We start from the raw sequence: 14,042 nt of genomic DNA, 5'->3' as shown, positions 1-14,042 counted from the left end.
GGTCGTGCAACTGCACATAGAGAGCAGCTTGTGGATGGAAAAATTAGATGACCAGTTAATGTCTGCTGCCGGGAAACTGCAGCGCGGCATGCGATGGCCAGTCAAAGTCCGGAAAGGGCCGTTTGTTTTAAGACGTGGTGACTTCAACACCATAGGCTTTGAGCTTAGATTGAGCAGCTTGCACAGCTTCTGCAGAAAATCTGTCGGCATATTCGACCACGACGTATTCCCCAGTAAATTTAGCTGCATTGGCAGCCACCAAGGCCTCGAAACCAGGAGTTACTTTTGGATCCAGTGCCCAATCCGTCAAGGTCTGTAGAACCCCCTTGGCCGCGATTTTTCGACGGGTGTAGCTGGCTTGTTGTTTGCGACCGTGCTTCTCTCTAAGAGTTTCCTCATAAGCGGTTACCGCCTGCCACAATCGTCGTTCGATAGGGTCTTCGTAGTCACAGCCAGATAACTCATAAATGCGAATCCTACGTAAGCATCAACGCTGCCCTTGATCAAGCTGCGTCTTTTGCCTTGGCCTCGGCGTTTTTAGCATCGATCATGTCCTGATAGGCCCACGGCATGAGATCGTTGATACGGTTTGCTTGATGGTCCTGGATGCGTTCCAGCACCCATGCGAGCCAGGCTTCGGGATTCACTTTGTTCATCTTGGCGGTCTCTATCAACGTATAAGCAATTGCTGCAGATTTGCCGCCTGCTTCTGATCCCATGAAGAGATAGTTTTTGCGTCCCACGGCCACAGGGCGCACTGCGCGCTCGGCTGTGTTGTTGTCCAGCTCAAGAAAGCCGTGATCAAGATAGGGCCGTGCCTTTGGCAGGCGCGCCAGTGCATATTTGATCGCCTTGGCCAGCGGCGTCTTGCTAGAGATCTTGCCCAGTTGCTCTTTAAGCCAGACTTCCAGGTCATCAAAGATCGGCTTGGCGTATTCCTGACGCAGGGCCACGCGTTCCGCAGGGGGCAGGAACCGCGCTTGTGTCTCAACATCATAGAGCTTTTTAATCCGCAGCACGGCTTCGCCCGCCACGGGCAGCTTTGTGCTTTCATAAAGGTCAAAGAACTCACGCCGCACATGGGCCATGCATGCCATCTCTTTGACCCGCCCCGTGCGGTAGGCGTCATTATACCCAGCATAGGCATCCGCATGGGCGTAGCCTTCATAGCTTTCGAGATGCTTGCTGGGATGCTCCGCCTCACGGCTGGTGGAGAACTGGTACCACACCGCAGGTGGAGCTCCGCTGGCCCAAGTGTCTTCTTTTCGGGCATAGACCCACAGTCGCGCGGTTTTGGTCTTATTCTTTCCTTTGCCATTGCCCTTCTGGAGCAGCTTGACCGTTGTGTCATCCATGAAGATCGCCTGCGCCTCAAAGACGTGATCGCGGATTGCATCTGAGACGCGCTCCAGCAGTTTGGTGCATTTGCCGACCCATCCCGCCATGAGCGATCCACTCAGATCAATGCCCTCGTTGGCAAACATCTGGCTCTGGCGATACAGCGGCAGATGATAGCCGTATTTACAGCACAGGATGTGGGCCATCAGCGCGGGGCCGACAAAGCTCTTCGGAATGGGTCGGCTTGGCATCTCAGCCTGAACAACGGCCTCACAACAGGTGCAGGCCAGACGCGGGCGGCCAATTTGGTTCACGATGTAATGTCCCGGGACATATTCCAACTCCTCCATCACATCCGTTCCAAGCACTTTGAAGCTGCCGCCACAGTCGGTGCAAGCATCACTGGGGGTGATGGTCTTTTGGACACGCTTCAGCCCCTTTGGGAAAGGTTTGCGCTTGCGCGGTGTGCGGGGCGGCTTGGCCTCAGCGTCAGAGGGTTCATCATCTGTCTCAACGGCTTGTTCGATCTCAAGTTCTTCAAGGATCAACTCAAGCGCCAGCTGTGCACTGCTTTCCGACTTTGAGCCAAAGCGGTGCTTGTTGTGACCGTGGAGTTGCAGGCGCAGATCGGCGATGATGGTGTCTCGGTTCTGGATGGCCCGCGCATGAGCGGTGCGCTCGGCACTCAGGGCGGCGTCCACTGATGCCATCTCATCCTTGAGGCGTTTTTGTACCGTCGCATGGCCAAGGGATGACCCGAGAAACGCTTGCTTCAGCTCTGACAATTCCGCTGTTTGCGCGGCAACGTATGCCTGTACTTCAGGGGGCAGATTAGTCAGATTTGGAGGGGTCTTACTCATGCCATTACATACCAAATCTCGGGCATCATGGGAATCCCACAAAGGCAAGAAGTCCTATAAAACATACAGCTATCCAACCATACTTGGACGCCATGTCTTCTTGAGAATACGCCAGTCTATGCCTTCCATCAGCATCGCAAGCTGTGCGCGGCTTAGGCTGACTTTACCTTCCTTGACTGAGGGCCATACGAACCGTCCACGTTCAAGCCGTTTGGTAAACAGGCACGCGCCCTGACCATCCCACCAGATCATCTTGATCTGATCGCCACGACGGCCACGGAACAAAAATAGATGCCCCGCGTAAGGGTCAGCTGCAAGAACCTGCGCGGTCTGCGCCGCCAGCCCGTTGAAGCCGCGCCGCATATCCGTAACTCCTGCGGCAAGCCAGATCTTCGCATCCCCCAAAACAGGGATCATGCTGCAAGTCCTCGCGCCAGTTCCAGCACAAAGCCAGCATCAACCCCGTCGCTCACGCTCAGCTTGCGACCGTTCTCAAGTGTGATCTCAATATGGGGGACAGGTAAGATGCTGGTGCCGGATGACGCAGGCGTGTCCACCATACCCGCATCGGCAATCTCTACGGGGGTGAACTGGCCTATATCTGATTTGTCAGGCTGAAACCGCCCATCGCTGCGCCATGCATAAATCCGGTTGGTGCCCACACCGTGCTTCTTGGCAACCATTGGAACACTCACGCCAGCAGTGTGGCTTTCCGCTACAAGCTGTCGCTTGAAATCATCCGTGTATTTGGAACCTCGGCCACGCCTAGTCTTGTTCATCATCAAAATCCTCATATCGCGCCAGCCATATCGCCAGCTTCGCGCAATAATCGCACCTTAGATCATGCCAAAAAAAGAGGGGGTTCCCTGTATGTTTACAATCCTACACGCATTTGCGATATCTTCTCGCTTCAAGCGAACTGCGTTCGTCAGTAGCCTGCGAACGGCTTCGACATCCTTCATTGCATTTGGATTTGGATCTTCCGCCACAGGGTGATCTCCTTTGATTATTTTGCACGATAAACAAATTTGACCTAAAAGAAACCTTGGGTAAATGTTGATATCCGCTCGTTATCAGTTGAGGTCAAAGACCCGGAAACTGCTGCCGCAACGCAGCAGGCATAATTGCTGATGAGTGTCGGCTTTGGGCCGTTTGCGGCATGAAAAGAAGCTCATACATTGGGGTTTTAAACGTATGAAGGCTGATCCTGCAACAAGTCGTCAAGCCGCCAAAATCACCTCAGATGAATTTCGCCTGACCTTCTCCATCAGGCTTGAAAACCTCCAGCGCTGCCTCGATATCGATGCTGCGATCAAACAAGGCACGTCCAATCAAGACCCCTGAGACAAACGGCACGTATTTCAGTCGCGACAGGTCATCAAGCGTTCGCGCCAGTCCTCTTGCGATCACCGGTGTCCGCGTTTCGCTAGCGAGTTGCGTGATCAAGGCAACACTGTCCTCAGCATCACCAATGTCTGCATCAATATCGGTCACGATAATCGCCGCGAAAGGAACATTTTCAAATGCTTTGAGAAATGCTGAAGGCGTAAAGGAACTTTTCTCTCGCCAACCATCGCTAACTACGAACCCCTCATAAACATCAACCGCGAGCACGATCTGATCGGGAAAAAGCTTTGCGGCCTCTTTAACGATGTCGGACTGAAGCAAGGCCAGAGTGCCGACAACGATGCGCCCAACACCTTGGTCGATCCAGTAAGCGATGCGTTCCAAGCTTCGAAAGCCACCACCCAATTGCACTTGAATGCCTGCCGTAAGAATGATCTCGCGGATGAGATCAGCGTTACGTTCATCACCCGACATAGCATCAAAATCAGTGATATGTAGCCATTGCGCGCCAGCTCCGACGAAACTCTTCGCTTTTTCTACTGGATCGAGGTGCCAGATCTGGGGCTCCTCAGTACGACCGCGAAATAGGCTAACACATCGGCCATCAAGCAGTTCAATCATTGGATAGAGGATCATGGCAAACTTCCTTTTAATCGGTGTTCGAGTCTTGGGTGCTTATCAAGCGTAGCAGCGGTTCGGCTCCCAATCGCGAGAAGATGCGACCAGTCTCGCACGAATTAAGACAGAATGGGAAAACCCTACCGAAATGGTTCGAGGACGGAAGTTTTGGTCCGTCTGCACACCGACGGTTGATTCTGATTAAATGCTGCGCTCTGCACGAATGGCTGCAATGACGGGCCGCGCCGCAGCATTGTCTTTTATGGTTGAACGGCCGGTTGGGGCCAAAAAGCAGCCCCTACTAATTAGCTTTGAACAGAAGTTTTTACGGCCATAATTACACCTTTCGGGAAAAACGATTTGAACTTTGGCTAAAAAGGCATGGTCGTGAGAAGCTCCCTAAGAGCCTGCACTTAAGCTACTGAAATTAAACAGTTTAAATCCGATACCCGTTACAATCACTCAACGCCCTTATCCGCGAAGGAGTAACTGTCGTCATGCACCAAATACTAACTCTTACCGGGAAATAAAATCTGCGCGTGGGGGTGTAGTGGGTCTGCGCCATGAAGAGCCTGGAGCGATTTGACCCACCCCTCCCGCCAGTACTGCGCTATGGCCTGATAGTTGCCGATCATATCTGTAGAGTGTGACGCCGCTGGGACAGGTTTCTGTCCCAGCTAGTATCCTGTTATCTCTACACCTTCGCAACTGTTACACTAATTATGAAAAGTATATTCAGTTAATGAATAGAGGGTCATAGTTGAGGAAGGTGGTTGGGGGCTCGCGTGTCACACCCCACCATCTCGAACATCCCCCATTCTTTTCAACGCGTTACATGTGACAGTAATCCAAAGGTGGGACACCGGCTATGCGATCTCAATCCTCGCCAGAAATGAGAGAAGCTGGAACAGTCAGTACTCGTTGCTGTCCTCGCCGTCCAAACCGCACCGCTGATGCAGACTTCTCAATGCCGTTGATTTTCAGTAACGCTGAGACATGTGCGCCCTTACGCCATTTCGTATTTGCATAGAGCATTGCAGCTGGAGACATCTGACCAGATCGAACGGCGAATGCCTTCTTGTCTGCGTAAATGTAGATCCCGTGACGCGCCAAGGCGGCCTCTGGTTTGAAGACTTCTCCGTCATCAGACCCGCTAAGAGCTGCATCCAGCAACTCTCTCACCGTCCGCTTTAGGCCGTGATCAAGATTGAGAGATGAGCATAACAGAAAGTCCAGAGCATCTAGTCCCTCTGAACGCTCATCATCGCCGCCCGCGGCAGATATCATGGCCATCATCGTCTCACCCAGACCCTCCAGACGGACCTCATTGATTTCGCCGTCGAAAAGGAAAAGGTCTAATCCCGTCAGTATGGTCGACGCGGTGTCTGCTTGCCGGCTATCAGCACCCATCGATTTTGCTTTTATGGAAATCGCCCCCTGCGTTCTGTCCCAACGCTCACTTTGTTCAAGCATTCTACCGCGAAACTGTGGCGACATCTTCCGACAGAGCTCGAACACCTCTGTTAGCTTGTCCTTCGTCCCTATAGGCGCCGTCGGACGTGGAATAGGCAACAATCCCAGCACGACAAACCGCGAACCGTCCTGCGGTTCAAATTGGATGTGATTTATCGAACTTACATAGGCAGCACCGAGCATTCGGAACGACTTTGATGCATGATCTGCGCCGCCCCTAGATATCCTTCCGCCCTTGCCGCCTGACATGCGTCGAAACAGTGCCAGCATACCATCCTGCCGACTGGCATTGCGAGTATTCTCGTCTGGCTCGAACTCATCGATGAGTAATGGTCGCGCCTCATTATTTCTGGACTGCCGCAAGCCAGCTTCCGTTGCATCGTTTATGACTTCACCAGCCAGATCGCCAAGTAGAGCTCCTGCCAATTCGAGTAGCTTTGATTTGCCGCTACCGCGACTTCCATGGACATAGAGATGTGAGCGCCATTCAGGAAACCCTCCTAGGCAGGCCGCAGCGACCCAGCCGAGCCAATTGTCAGCATCCGTGTTTTGCTTCCAACCCCAAAGCTCCCGAATTCTGTTGAGCAAGTCTAGTCGTAAGTTTGCCGAAATACTGACGAAGCTAGGTGGATCAATGGCCCCCGCGCCGACCATGATTGCTCCGATTGAGCTGCTTTGTAATAGATCAACTGAGCCATCCGACAAAAACTGACAATTGCCACAATGAGCTACTGCTAGACCATGTCGATCTCGCCACACCCCAACCGACCTAAAGTCAGCGCGATCCGGATCGAACACACCCTTTTCATTGCACCTCTCGATGATCCAGAGACCTGCTGCTTTCGGGTTCCAGCTGTCATTTTGTGTCAAAAACCGTTCTATGCACCAAGCTTCAACGTCAGGACCTTGACCAACAAGAAGCGATTTGACGCCCCTTCCACTCTCCAGAGACTCAGCGCTAAACTTCCGCAACTGTCCACTTGGTGGAATGAGGTAGTAGTTTCCGGCGTTGTGACCCAAAGGGGTTATAGGGTCACCCTTCTTGGCAACGGAAGAGGCTTGTTTCCTCGGAACAAACTCAGCGTTTGCAAATGCGGTTTGAGAAGTGCGTTTTCCGGAAGTTGCACTGTCTGGACTACTGGTAGTTTCAATGGGCGATTGGACGAGATCTTGTACAATATCCGTCATCAGTTGATCCGCTTAGCGGCTTGAGTGACAACCGTTTTGGACACCATCCAATCATCAAGATCAGCGCGACGGTAGCGGATCGCACGAAGCCCAAGCCTTATGAAGTTTGGCCCAGATCCGTAGACTGTCGTCATGCGCAGTTTTGCGAGGTAGCTCTCGCTCAGACCGGTATATTCTGCGGCCTGAGGGGGTGTCATGTACACGGGTTCCATTGAACTCTTCTCCTTGTCTGTGATGAGACAAAGATGGCGTGTATTGCCTATGTAATCATATCTGCATCAAATCAAAATTATCGTATTTGTCTTCGACATTCTTGACCCATCCTTTGTAGGCACCCTCAACTGATGTAGGAGCTATGCTTGAATTTGGGTGACGCGCATCATTAGGCGGCGTGGTTTTCGGTGTCACCGGTCACTTCGACACCGTCGTTGAATTTGATGCCATCGATGACTTTTGGCAACTGGTTTCTACCCTTGAGCCTCAACCATTTCTTTGATGCGGCCTGAATGAGGGTAAAAACCATCAGCTTTGCAGTTTTTTGCGACAGTGCGCCTTTGGTACGAACCGTTCTGTGTCGGACGGTGGCAAACACGCTTTCTATAGGGTTTGAAGTGCGTAGATGGCCCCAATGTTCCGCCGGAAAATCAAAGAATGCGAGCATCGCGTCTTGATCCTTGATTAGACATGCAACGCCCTTTGGATATTTGACCTCATATTTCTCAGAGAACACTGCCAGCGCCGCTTCTGCTTCTTTGCGCGTCCCTGCGTGCTGGATGTTATCCAGATCTGACTTCACAGCCGGTGCCATCTGCTTGGGAAAACAATTCAGAACATTCTTCACCTTATGCACCCAACACCGTTGGTGTTTTGTGCCTGGAAATGCCCTGTCCAGCGCGTTCCAAAACCCCATGGCCCCGTCACCAACCGCAATTTCCGGTGCAACGGACAACCCACGACTTTTTATGTCGGTCAGTAACTCATGCCAACTCTGTGCGCTCTCCCGCAGACCGACCTGAAAGCCGATCAATTCTTTCTTGCCCTCCGGTGTTGCACCGATGATCACCAGCATGCATTCGGCATTTTCTTCCATCCGGGCCTGAAGATAGACGCCATCGGCCCAGATGTAGACATAGTGACGAGCAGAGAGATCACGCCGGGTCCAGGTGTCATATTGTGCCTGCCATCCAGCCGTCAGTCGCGAAATGACGCTTGGCGAAAGGTTCGGCGCGTCGGTGCCCATAATGGCTGACAGCGCTTCTTGAAAATCACCCGTTGAAATGCCTTTCAGATAAAGCACCGGCAACAAGGCATCTAAGCTTACCGAGCGGCGCGCCCATTTCGGCAGTATGTTCGATGTAAAGCGGATTTTTTTGGACGGATCAGGTGTTGCCAGCCGGTCGCGCACCTTGGGCCGCTGGACATCCAGAGAACCAATGCCGGTCTGGATCTGCCGTTCAGGGCCAAATCCATGCCGCACAATCCGCTGGCGGCCATCCTCCAGCTGTTCATCTGCAAAGCTGGCGACAAATGCATCAGCTTCGGCTTTCAGCGCTTCCGCCAACATCCGGCGGGCACCCTCCCGTGCAAGCTCTGTCAACGGATCTACGATCGTTTCCGATTGGTGGAACGGCAGGATCTGTGTATCGTTCTTCATAGGCGTATTGCTCCTTGTGAGGTTCTGGCCGGCTTTGACACCTGCCACAATACGCCGCCTTTCAAATCACGCCATCACCCAAATTCCACCATAACTCCTGATGTAGTGATGCCAAACAATTGGAAGAGATCGGACAGCAGTCGGAAGAAGGGTCCTGTCTCTTTGACCGCTTTTGGAACGTTGATGGCGCCGTCCTCCCGGCACATGCAAATTGACGCATAAATGACGGCGTAGGCATCGCCGGGACGGTTCCTCGTGGGCATTCCACTTGGCAGGGATCGCCTCACTTTCTCGAAAACTTCGGCTAATTTCTCATGATGGTCTGATAAGGCTCGCAGCGCCTTTAAGGCTGTCGCAGCGTCCGGGCCCGGCAGTTCAGACTTAAAGAGAAAATCTCTCGTAGTTGTCCTCAGGAATGCCTCCTTCGCGTTTTCTCCATGCTCGTCTGCCATAGCTTCCAACTCATTCATTATCACTTGCGGCAGAGAATCGAACGAACGACTAATTGATACCAGCTGTCGCTGTATCGTCTCGATGACTGGGATTTGGCCTTCTCTAGACCAGAAGTCGGCCTCAAAGTCGCGGTAGTCGTCCATAAAGGAATAGGTCCGGTGCTGTAGCTGCCGCCGAATAACATCAGGAAAATGTGGCGCAAGAACCTCTTCTATTTGGTCAGCAACTTCGTAAAACTCGTCAGTGTGCCGGCGGTGTGGAATCTTTAGCTTTGCCTTATTTATGACTGGCACTCCAAGAACGTCATTTTAGATCTATTAATTTACCACATACCATATGCATCGCAAGATTTCCCGTTTATCCAAAACCTATCAGCTGTTGATGCGATTCAATATTTCCTCACATGCAATCTCCATCGACGGACGCAACGCATCCAACGACGGCCGCGTATATCTCTGCCCCGTGATCGACAGCGGCGTGTGATTGAGCAGCCGCCCTACGATTTCCTCCAGCACGCCTGCTTCCATCGCAACCGTCGCGAATGTTCGGCGATGCATATGCGGATTATACTTGAGCCTTACCGGCCTCGTGATGTGACCTGTCTCTGATTTTGGTGATGGGAATACCCAGTCGCTGCTCAGAGGGCGAAGCGGTGCCAAAATCTCATGGTGCAGCTGCGAGATCGGAAGGTCGAAGCTCCGGCCATTCTTCGTCATTGGCAGATGGATCCGGTCTTCAAGTATTTGTTCCCACTTCAAAGTGAACACTTCAGTTTTGCGAAGGCCGGTAAACAAGAGCAGCTCGTAGAATACTCGATGGATCGGGTTGGGCAGATCATCAATCGTCTTCCGCCAGTGCTTCAGGTTCTCAATAATCCGCCCGTCCGGCTTATCTTCAAACCACTCGATTGCCATCGTTGGGCATTCCGGCAGATCACCAGTCCGGCGAGCATGGTTATAGATGGCGCGAAAGCTGCGAAGCACATGATTGGCGGCTGACGGCGATCCAGCCATGTCGTGATGACGGCGTACTGTCATCGCCTTGCTGATCTCGTCCAGGGGCAGGCGCATCCAGTCTTTCAGATGAAGCGTAAGCTGGGCCCGCATCCCGACCTTGTTGGTCTCAGAACGCAGCTTTGGACGTGCCAGATACACTTCCATTGCGGCTTCCAAGGTGGGCGCGCCAATCTGAGCCGCCTTCCCTGCCCCTCTGCCCATCTCCAAGGCAAAACCAAGCGCCGTCTGACGTGCAGCTTGCGCTGAGATGATGGGAAACCGGCCAATCAGAATACGCTTGGTCTGGCCGCCAACGTCCTTCTGAAAGTACCAGGTCTTCGAGCGCTTCCCCACAAAGAGCACCAGCCCTTTGATTTCAGCATCCCAGTACTTGTCTGTACCGGCCCGCGCATTGGGAAGTCTGCTCGCAAAAGTCTCGGAAAGCTTTGGCATTTCTTTGTCTGCTTTTTGTCGGAAATGAACTGAATGTCGGTGATACTCAGTCCATCAGCAGGAACGATATAAGTCAATGAATTGAATGACTAGGAATGAAAAAGAATGTCAGGAAAACTCAGAACTCCAGTTTGGAAAACTGGGGTCTTAATCATTACACAACGCCCGCTTACAATATGGTTCATATTTCATGGACTTAAGGGCGTCAAGACATCGATGGACAACGTTTCGCTAACAAGCACAAACGACTGCAACAAACAGCCCAAGCCGCACCTTAACAATCTACTTAAATGCTTCAGTGCAGTTTCGCCAATCCGGCCATTCGCGGCTAGTCCCCTGAGCGGTTTTCAAACTGAAACGCCAGCTGGCGATTGATAGTGAGGTGGGACAACGGCATGCCTAGAACGTCTTCTGCCCTCAATATGACTGTGGCTGAGGCACGCGCGTCTTCCCCAGCGTCATGGTGATGAAACTCAAGCCCAAGGTGCTTTTTGAGATTTGCAAGACCATGCCCGCCGGCTCCTTTCAACGCGGGCCATGCCTGACGGGCAACTGTGACGCTGTTGGTCCAATGTGACGTTATCATTGGCAAGCCATACCGCGCGCAAGCGGATGTTAAGGCCTTTTCATCAAATGTGCTGTGCTGAACGAGGCTGTGTGTGTTCAAAAGGTCAAACAAAGCCGCATAGACCTCTGGAAATGTTCCGGCGCCCTCAACAGTATCGGCTGAAATCCCATGCAGTTCGGTGTTGAACGGCTCAAATGGTTCCTCGGGTTCGATCAATACTGAATAGGTCTGAACAGCCCCTGTGTTGCTGACAAAGCAAAGCCCGATCTGGCATATGCCGGCGATCGTTTTACCCGCTGTTTCGACGTCCAATGCGATAAAACGAAAAGGCCCGGCGGGGCGTCTTGAGATGTCCAAATCTGTTCAACACGTCCATCATTCGCTGTCCTACGCTTGTGAAACTATCTTACCCCGCGCTGCGATGCATCTTGTCCGTCGCGATCTTTTGCACGTCAGATCTAATGAATGTGGGGCGTCACAAAGCATTTCATTTCTTTGGATACTGTACAGACAATTCAACTACGCGGCATTTTTCCATTCGATCGGGGTCACGTAGACGATGCGATCGTCTACGCCGACCATGACTTCGCCATCCTGAATATTTACCTGCACCTTCATCGAGCGATTTGCCAGCTCGCCAAGATCACGGGTCTCTTCTTGCGAAAAATTCATGACCTGAAGATTATCAAAACGAGTAGTGTTGTTTTTGAGCTTTTCCCACCACATCTTAGCGGTCCTGCCACCGTAACTATAGACGATCACCTTGCTGGCTTTGCCACAGGACTGACGCACAACCTTCTCGCTCGGAAGGCCCAGAGCCACCCACAATTCCAGCTCGCCACTCAGGCTTTTCTGCCAAATGTCCGGCTCATCATCCGTTGAAAGACCCTTGGTCATTTCCAGTTGCTCATGGGCATTCAGGGAAAAGGCGAGGATACGCACCATCAGTCTTTCATCCGTCTCCGAGGGATGTTTTGCCACAGTTAGTTTGTGCGTCTCATAATAATGGCGATCCATATCGGAGACGGAAAGCTCAACTTTGTAGATGGTAGCTTTTTGCGCCATGACATGCCCCAGAATTGCGAAGATAGTCGTGCCTAATGCGTCTGGTGTCTTTCCGAAAGCACTTTAAAAGTTTGCGTATACTTGGCGGGACACTAGGTATGACTAAGTTGTGTGACTTGCAGGAGCTGGATGGTTGGTTCGTTTGAGGTAACTACATTCAAGGCCAAAGCTAAAGCATCGGGTACATTGAAATCACGACCCCAACAGATATGATCCACGATCACGCTGCGCGGGTCCGGTCGTTAGAAATTGTCAGCGATGTCTTGACCCAACTGCTTGCGCATAAAAAGGTGGCCTAATCCTGCTTGCGGGTATCGACACTTCCGGCCCTTAGCTGCCGTTCATCCCATTGATCATTGCCGTAACGCAGCTTCCCTAAAGCCGACGCAGGTCAATGTTGCGGTAGGCTTCTCATTTTCTTGCGCTTTGCCACTCATAGATCTTTTTTGATGCAAAATACTCTCCCTGTTGGACTTTGCTAGAAGTAAATTTTTGACCCGAAACTGGCTCTTCTCCGCTTTGTTGAGTAAGAAAAGATGCTGACCATCAAGTAACCTGTTGATATGTTAGGTTTCTGACAACTTTACATAGGGCAGGTATATGACCATCGACATCTCGCAACATATTTTACGCCTGAAGGGGCAACGTGTAAATGAAATTGAGCTGGCTGAAGACGGTGCGAAGGTTATTGTTCAGTGCAGTCGGGATGCCCGCAGGAGCGCTATAGACCCTGCAACCGGCAAGAAGGGTAGCATCAACCAACATATTCGCCGACAAGTAAACGACATCCCGTTTTTTGGGTATCCTTGTGTGATTGAGATTGAGCTAGCGCAGGTTTTTATTAGCAAGGGTGAGCGCCGCATTGAGGCGTGTCCTTTTGTTGATAAAGGGTGCCGTTTCACCCATCGATTTTGCCATCTTATCAGTGGATTGTGCCGTCATTTATCCATTCTGGCTGTCTCCAGGCATTTAGGTATACGATGGGAGACGGTAAAGAATATCGACAAGGCATACCTGATGGAAACGCTCCCTGCGCTTGATCCCGCACAGCTTGCTGGCTTGGAATACATTGGTGTCGATGAAGTGGCCCGGGCGAAAGGTCATGACTATATGACGGTGGTCTACGATATGGTCGGAGGGCATCTGATCTGGGTGGAAGCCGGTCGAACTGCCGAAGTTTTTTCAAGGTTTTTGAAACAGCTGCGGCCAGATACAGCCCATAAAATAAAGGCCGTGTCGATGGATATGGGGCCTGCCTACCAAAAGGCTGTCAGGGAGTCCTTGCCGATGGCCGACATCGTATTTGACCGTTTCCACGTCATGAAAAACTACAGCAAGGCTATCCATAATCAGCGTCGCCTTGAGTTCAGGAAGGCCGATCCAAGTGGTAAAGAGTTGATGAAGGGCACGCATTATCTGTTGCTCAAAAATGCGGATAAGTTGAATGAAAAACAAAGTAACAAGCTGCAAACGTTGCTGGAGAGCAATAGCAACCTGAATACGCTTTACGTCTTAAAAGAACAGCTTCAGGCTCTGTGGAGCGCCCCATCATTTGAGGGGATGTCAGAGCAACTGGAAAATTGGTGCCTGATCGCAGATCAGTCACACATGCTCTATCTGAAAAAGTTCGCAAAATCCCTAAGAAAACATTGTGTGGGCATATGCAACTACGCGAAACACAAGCTGACAAGCGCCAGGATAGAGGCTGGTAATGTCAGTATAGGAATGATCCGCAAACGAGCCAGGGGCATCAGGGATACCGAATACTTCAAACTCAAAATTAGACAATCATCCATCCCAGATAATCAATCTATGTTCTATTTGAAATCCTAGAATAACTCAACAAAGCGGAGAAGAGCCCCGAAACTTTTAGTCTCACTACTAAATAGAGGTCACTGCCTACAGCGTTCGAAATTATCTCAAGATCATTAGTCGAACAGCATGTAGCCACGGCAAAATTTGAACCGCATCCTCTTAGCCGCGCAGGAAACCACTCTTCGAGCCAAAATTTCCAGTAAGCGATTGGTTCG

Annotated in this window: 13 protein-coding genes; 1 reads left to right on the top strand and 12 read right to left on the bottom strand. The window is 51.5% G+C overall.

Features of this window, described 5'->3' with window-relative positions; genetic code table 11:
• Window positions 1–127: 127 nt before the first annotated feature.
• The 12 genes from OA238_RS09590 to OA238_RS09535 all read right to left on the bottom strand — a co-directional run bounded on the left by OA238_RS09590 (window position 128) and on the right by OA238_RS09535 (window position 12,012).
• Complete coding sequence (locus OA238_RS09590; protein ID WP_015495010.1) at window positions 128–421, bottom strand: hypothetical protein; 294 nt, start codon at window positions 419–421, stop codon at window positions 128–130.
• Window positions 422–503: 82 nt separating this feature from the next.
• Entirely contained in the window at window positions 504–2,198 is a 1,695-nt protein-coding gene (gene tnpC, locus OA238_RS09585; protein ID WP_051076443.1) for an IS66 family transposase, read from the bottom strand.
• A gap of 69 nt (window positions 2,199–2,267) precedes the next feature.
• Window positions 2,268–2,615 carry an IS66 family insertion sequence element accessory protein TnpB gene (gene tnpB / locus OA238_RS09580; RefSeq protein ID WP_015494728.1) on the bottom strand — a complete coding sequence of 116 codons (348 nt, stop codon included), beginning with the start codon at window positions 2,613–2,615 and terminating at the stop codon, window positions 2,268–2,270.
• Window positions 2,612–2,980: a transposase gene (locus tag OA238_RS09575; protein ID WP_015494727.1), complete on the bottom strand. Its 369-nt coding sequence runs from the start codon at window positions 2,978–2,980 to the stop codon at window positions 2,612–2,614. The genes tnpB and OA238_RS09575 overlap by 4 nt, the downstream gene beginning before the upstream one ends.
• Before the next feature lie 457 nt (window positions 2,981–3,437).
• Complete coding sequence (locus OA238_RS09570) at window positions 3,438–4,181, bottom strand: 1-(5-phosphoribosyl)-5-[(5-phosphoribosylamino)methylideneamino]imidazole-4-carboxamide isomerase (RefSeq protein ID WP_015495008.1); 744 nt, start codon at window positions 4,179–4,181, stop codon at window positions 3,438–3,440.
• Window positions 4,182–5,039: 858 nt separating this feature from the next.
• Entirely contained in the window at window positions 5,040–6,824 is a 1,785-nt protein-coding gene (locus OA238_RS09565; RefSeq protein WP_015495007.1) for a hypothetical protein, read from the bottom strand.
• Complete coding sequence (locus OA238_RS09560; protein ID WP_044036585.1) at window positions 6,824–7,036, bottom strand: helix-turn-helix transcriptional regulator; 213 nt, start codon at window positions 7,034–7,036, stop codon at window positions 6,824–6,826. The genes OA238_RS09565 and OA238_RS09560 overlap by 1 nt, the downstream gene beginning before the upstream one ends.
• Before the next feature lie 170 nt (window positions 7,037–7,206).
• A complete protein-coding gene (locus OA238_RS09555; RefSeq protein WP_015494194.1) occupies window positions 7,207–8,478 on the bottom strand; it encodes an IS256 family transposase in 1,272 nt (423 codons plus the stop codon).
• Between the two features lie 74 nt (window positions 8,479–8,552).
• Window positions 8,553–9,074, bottom strand: coding sequence for a hypothetical protein (locus tag OA238_RS09550; RefSeq protein ID WP_015495006.1), 522 nt, complete (start codon window positions 9,072–9,074; stop codon window positions 8,553–8,555).
• Between the two features lie 228 nt (window positions 9,075–9,302).
• Window positions 9,303–10,379: a tyrosine-type recombinase/integrase gene (locus OA238_RS09545; protein ID WP_015495005.1), complete on the bottom strand. Its 1,077-nt coding sequence runs from the start codon at window positions 10,377–10,379 to the stop codon at window positions 9,303–9,305.
• Window positions 10,380–10,707: 328 nt separating this feature from the next.
• Complete coding sequence (locus OA238_RS09540) at window positions 10,708–11,304, bottom strand: 3'-5' exonuclease (protein ID WP_015495004.1); 597 nt, start codon at window positions 11,302–11,304, stop codon at window positions 10,708–10,710.
• A 162-nt stretch (window positions 11,305–11,466) separates the two neighbouring features.
• Window positions 11,467–12,012 carry a YaeQ family protein gene (locus tag OA238_RS09535; RefSeq protein WP_015495003.1) on the bottom strand — a complete coding sequence of 182 codons (546 nt, stop codon included), beginning with the start codon at window positions 12,010–12,012 and terminating at the stop codon, window positions 11,467–11,469.
• Between the two features lie 600 nt (window positions 12,013–12,612).
• Here OA238_RS09535 and OA238_RS09530 point away from each other — a divergent pair.
• The gene (locus OA238_RS09530) at window positions 12,613–13,845 is read left to right on the top strand and encodes an ISL3 family transposase (protein ID WP_015495002.1); all 1,233 of its coding nucleotides are present in this window, start codon (window positions 12,613–12,615) and stop codon (window positions 13,843–13,845) included.
• Window positions 13,846–14,042: the final 197 nt, after the last annotated feature.

Source organism: Octadecabacter arcticus 238 (assembly GCF_000155735.2).
GTDB classification, from domain to species: Bacteria; Pseudomonadota; Alphaproteobacteria; order Rhodobacterales; family Rhodobacteraceae; genus Octadecabacter; species Octadecabacter arcticus.
This window is presented reverse-complemented; position numbering and strand designations above follow the sequence as displayed.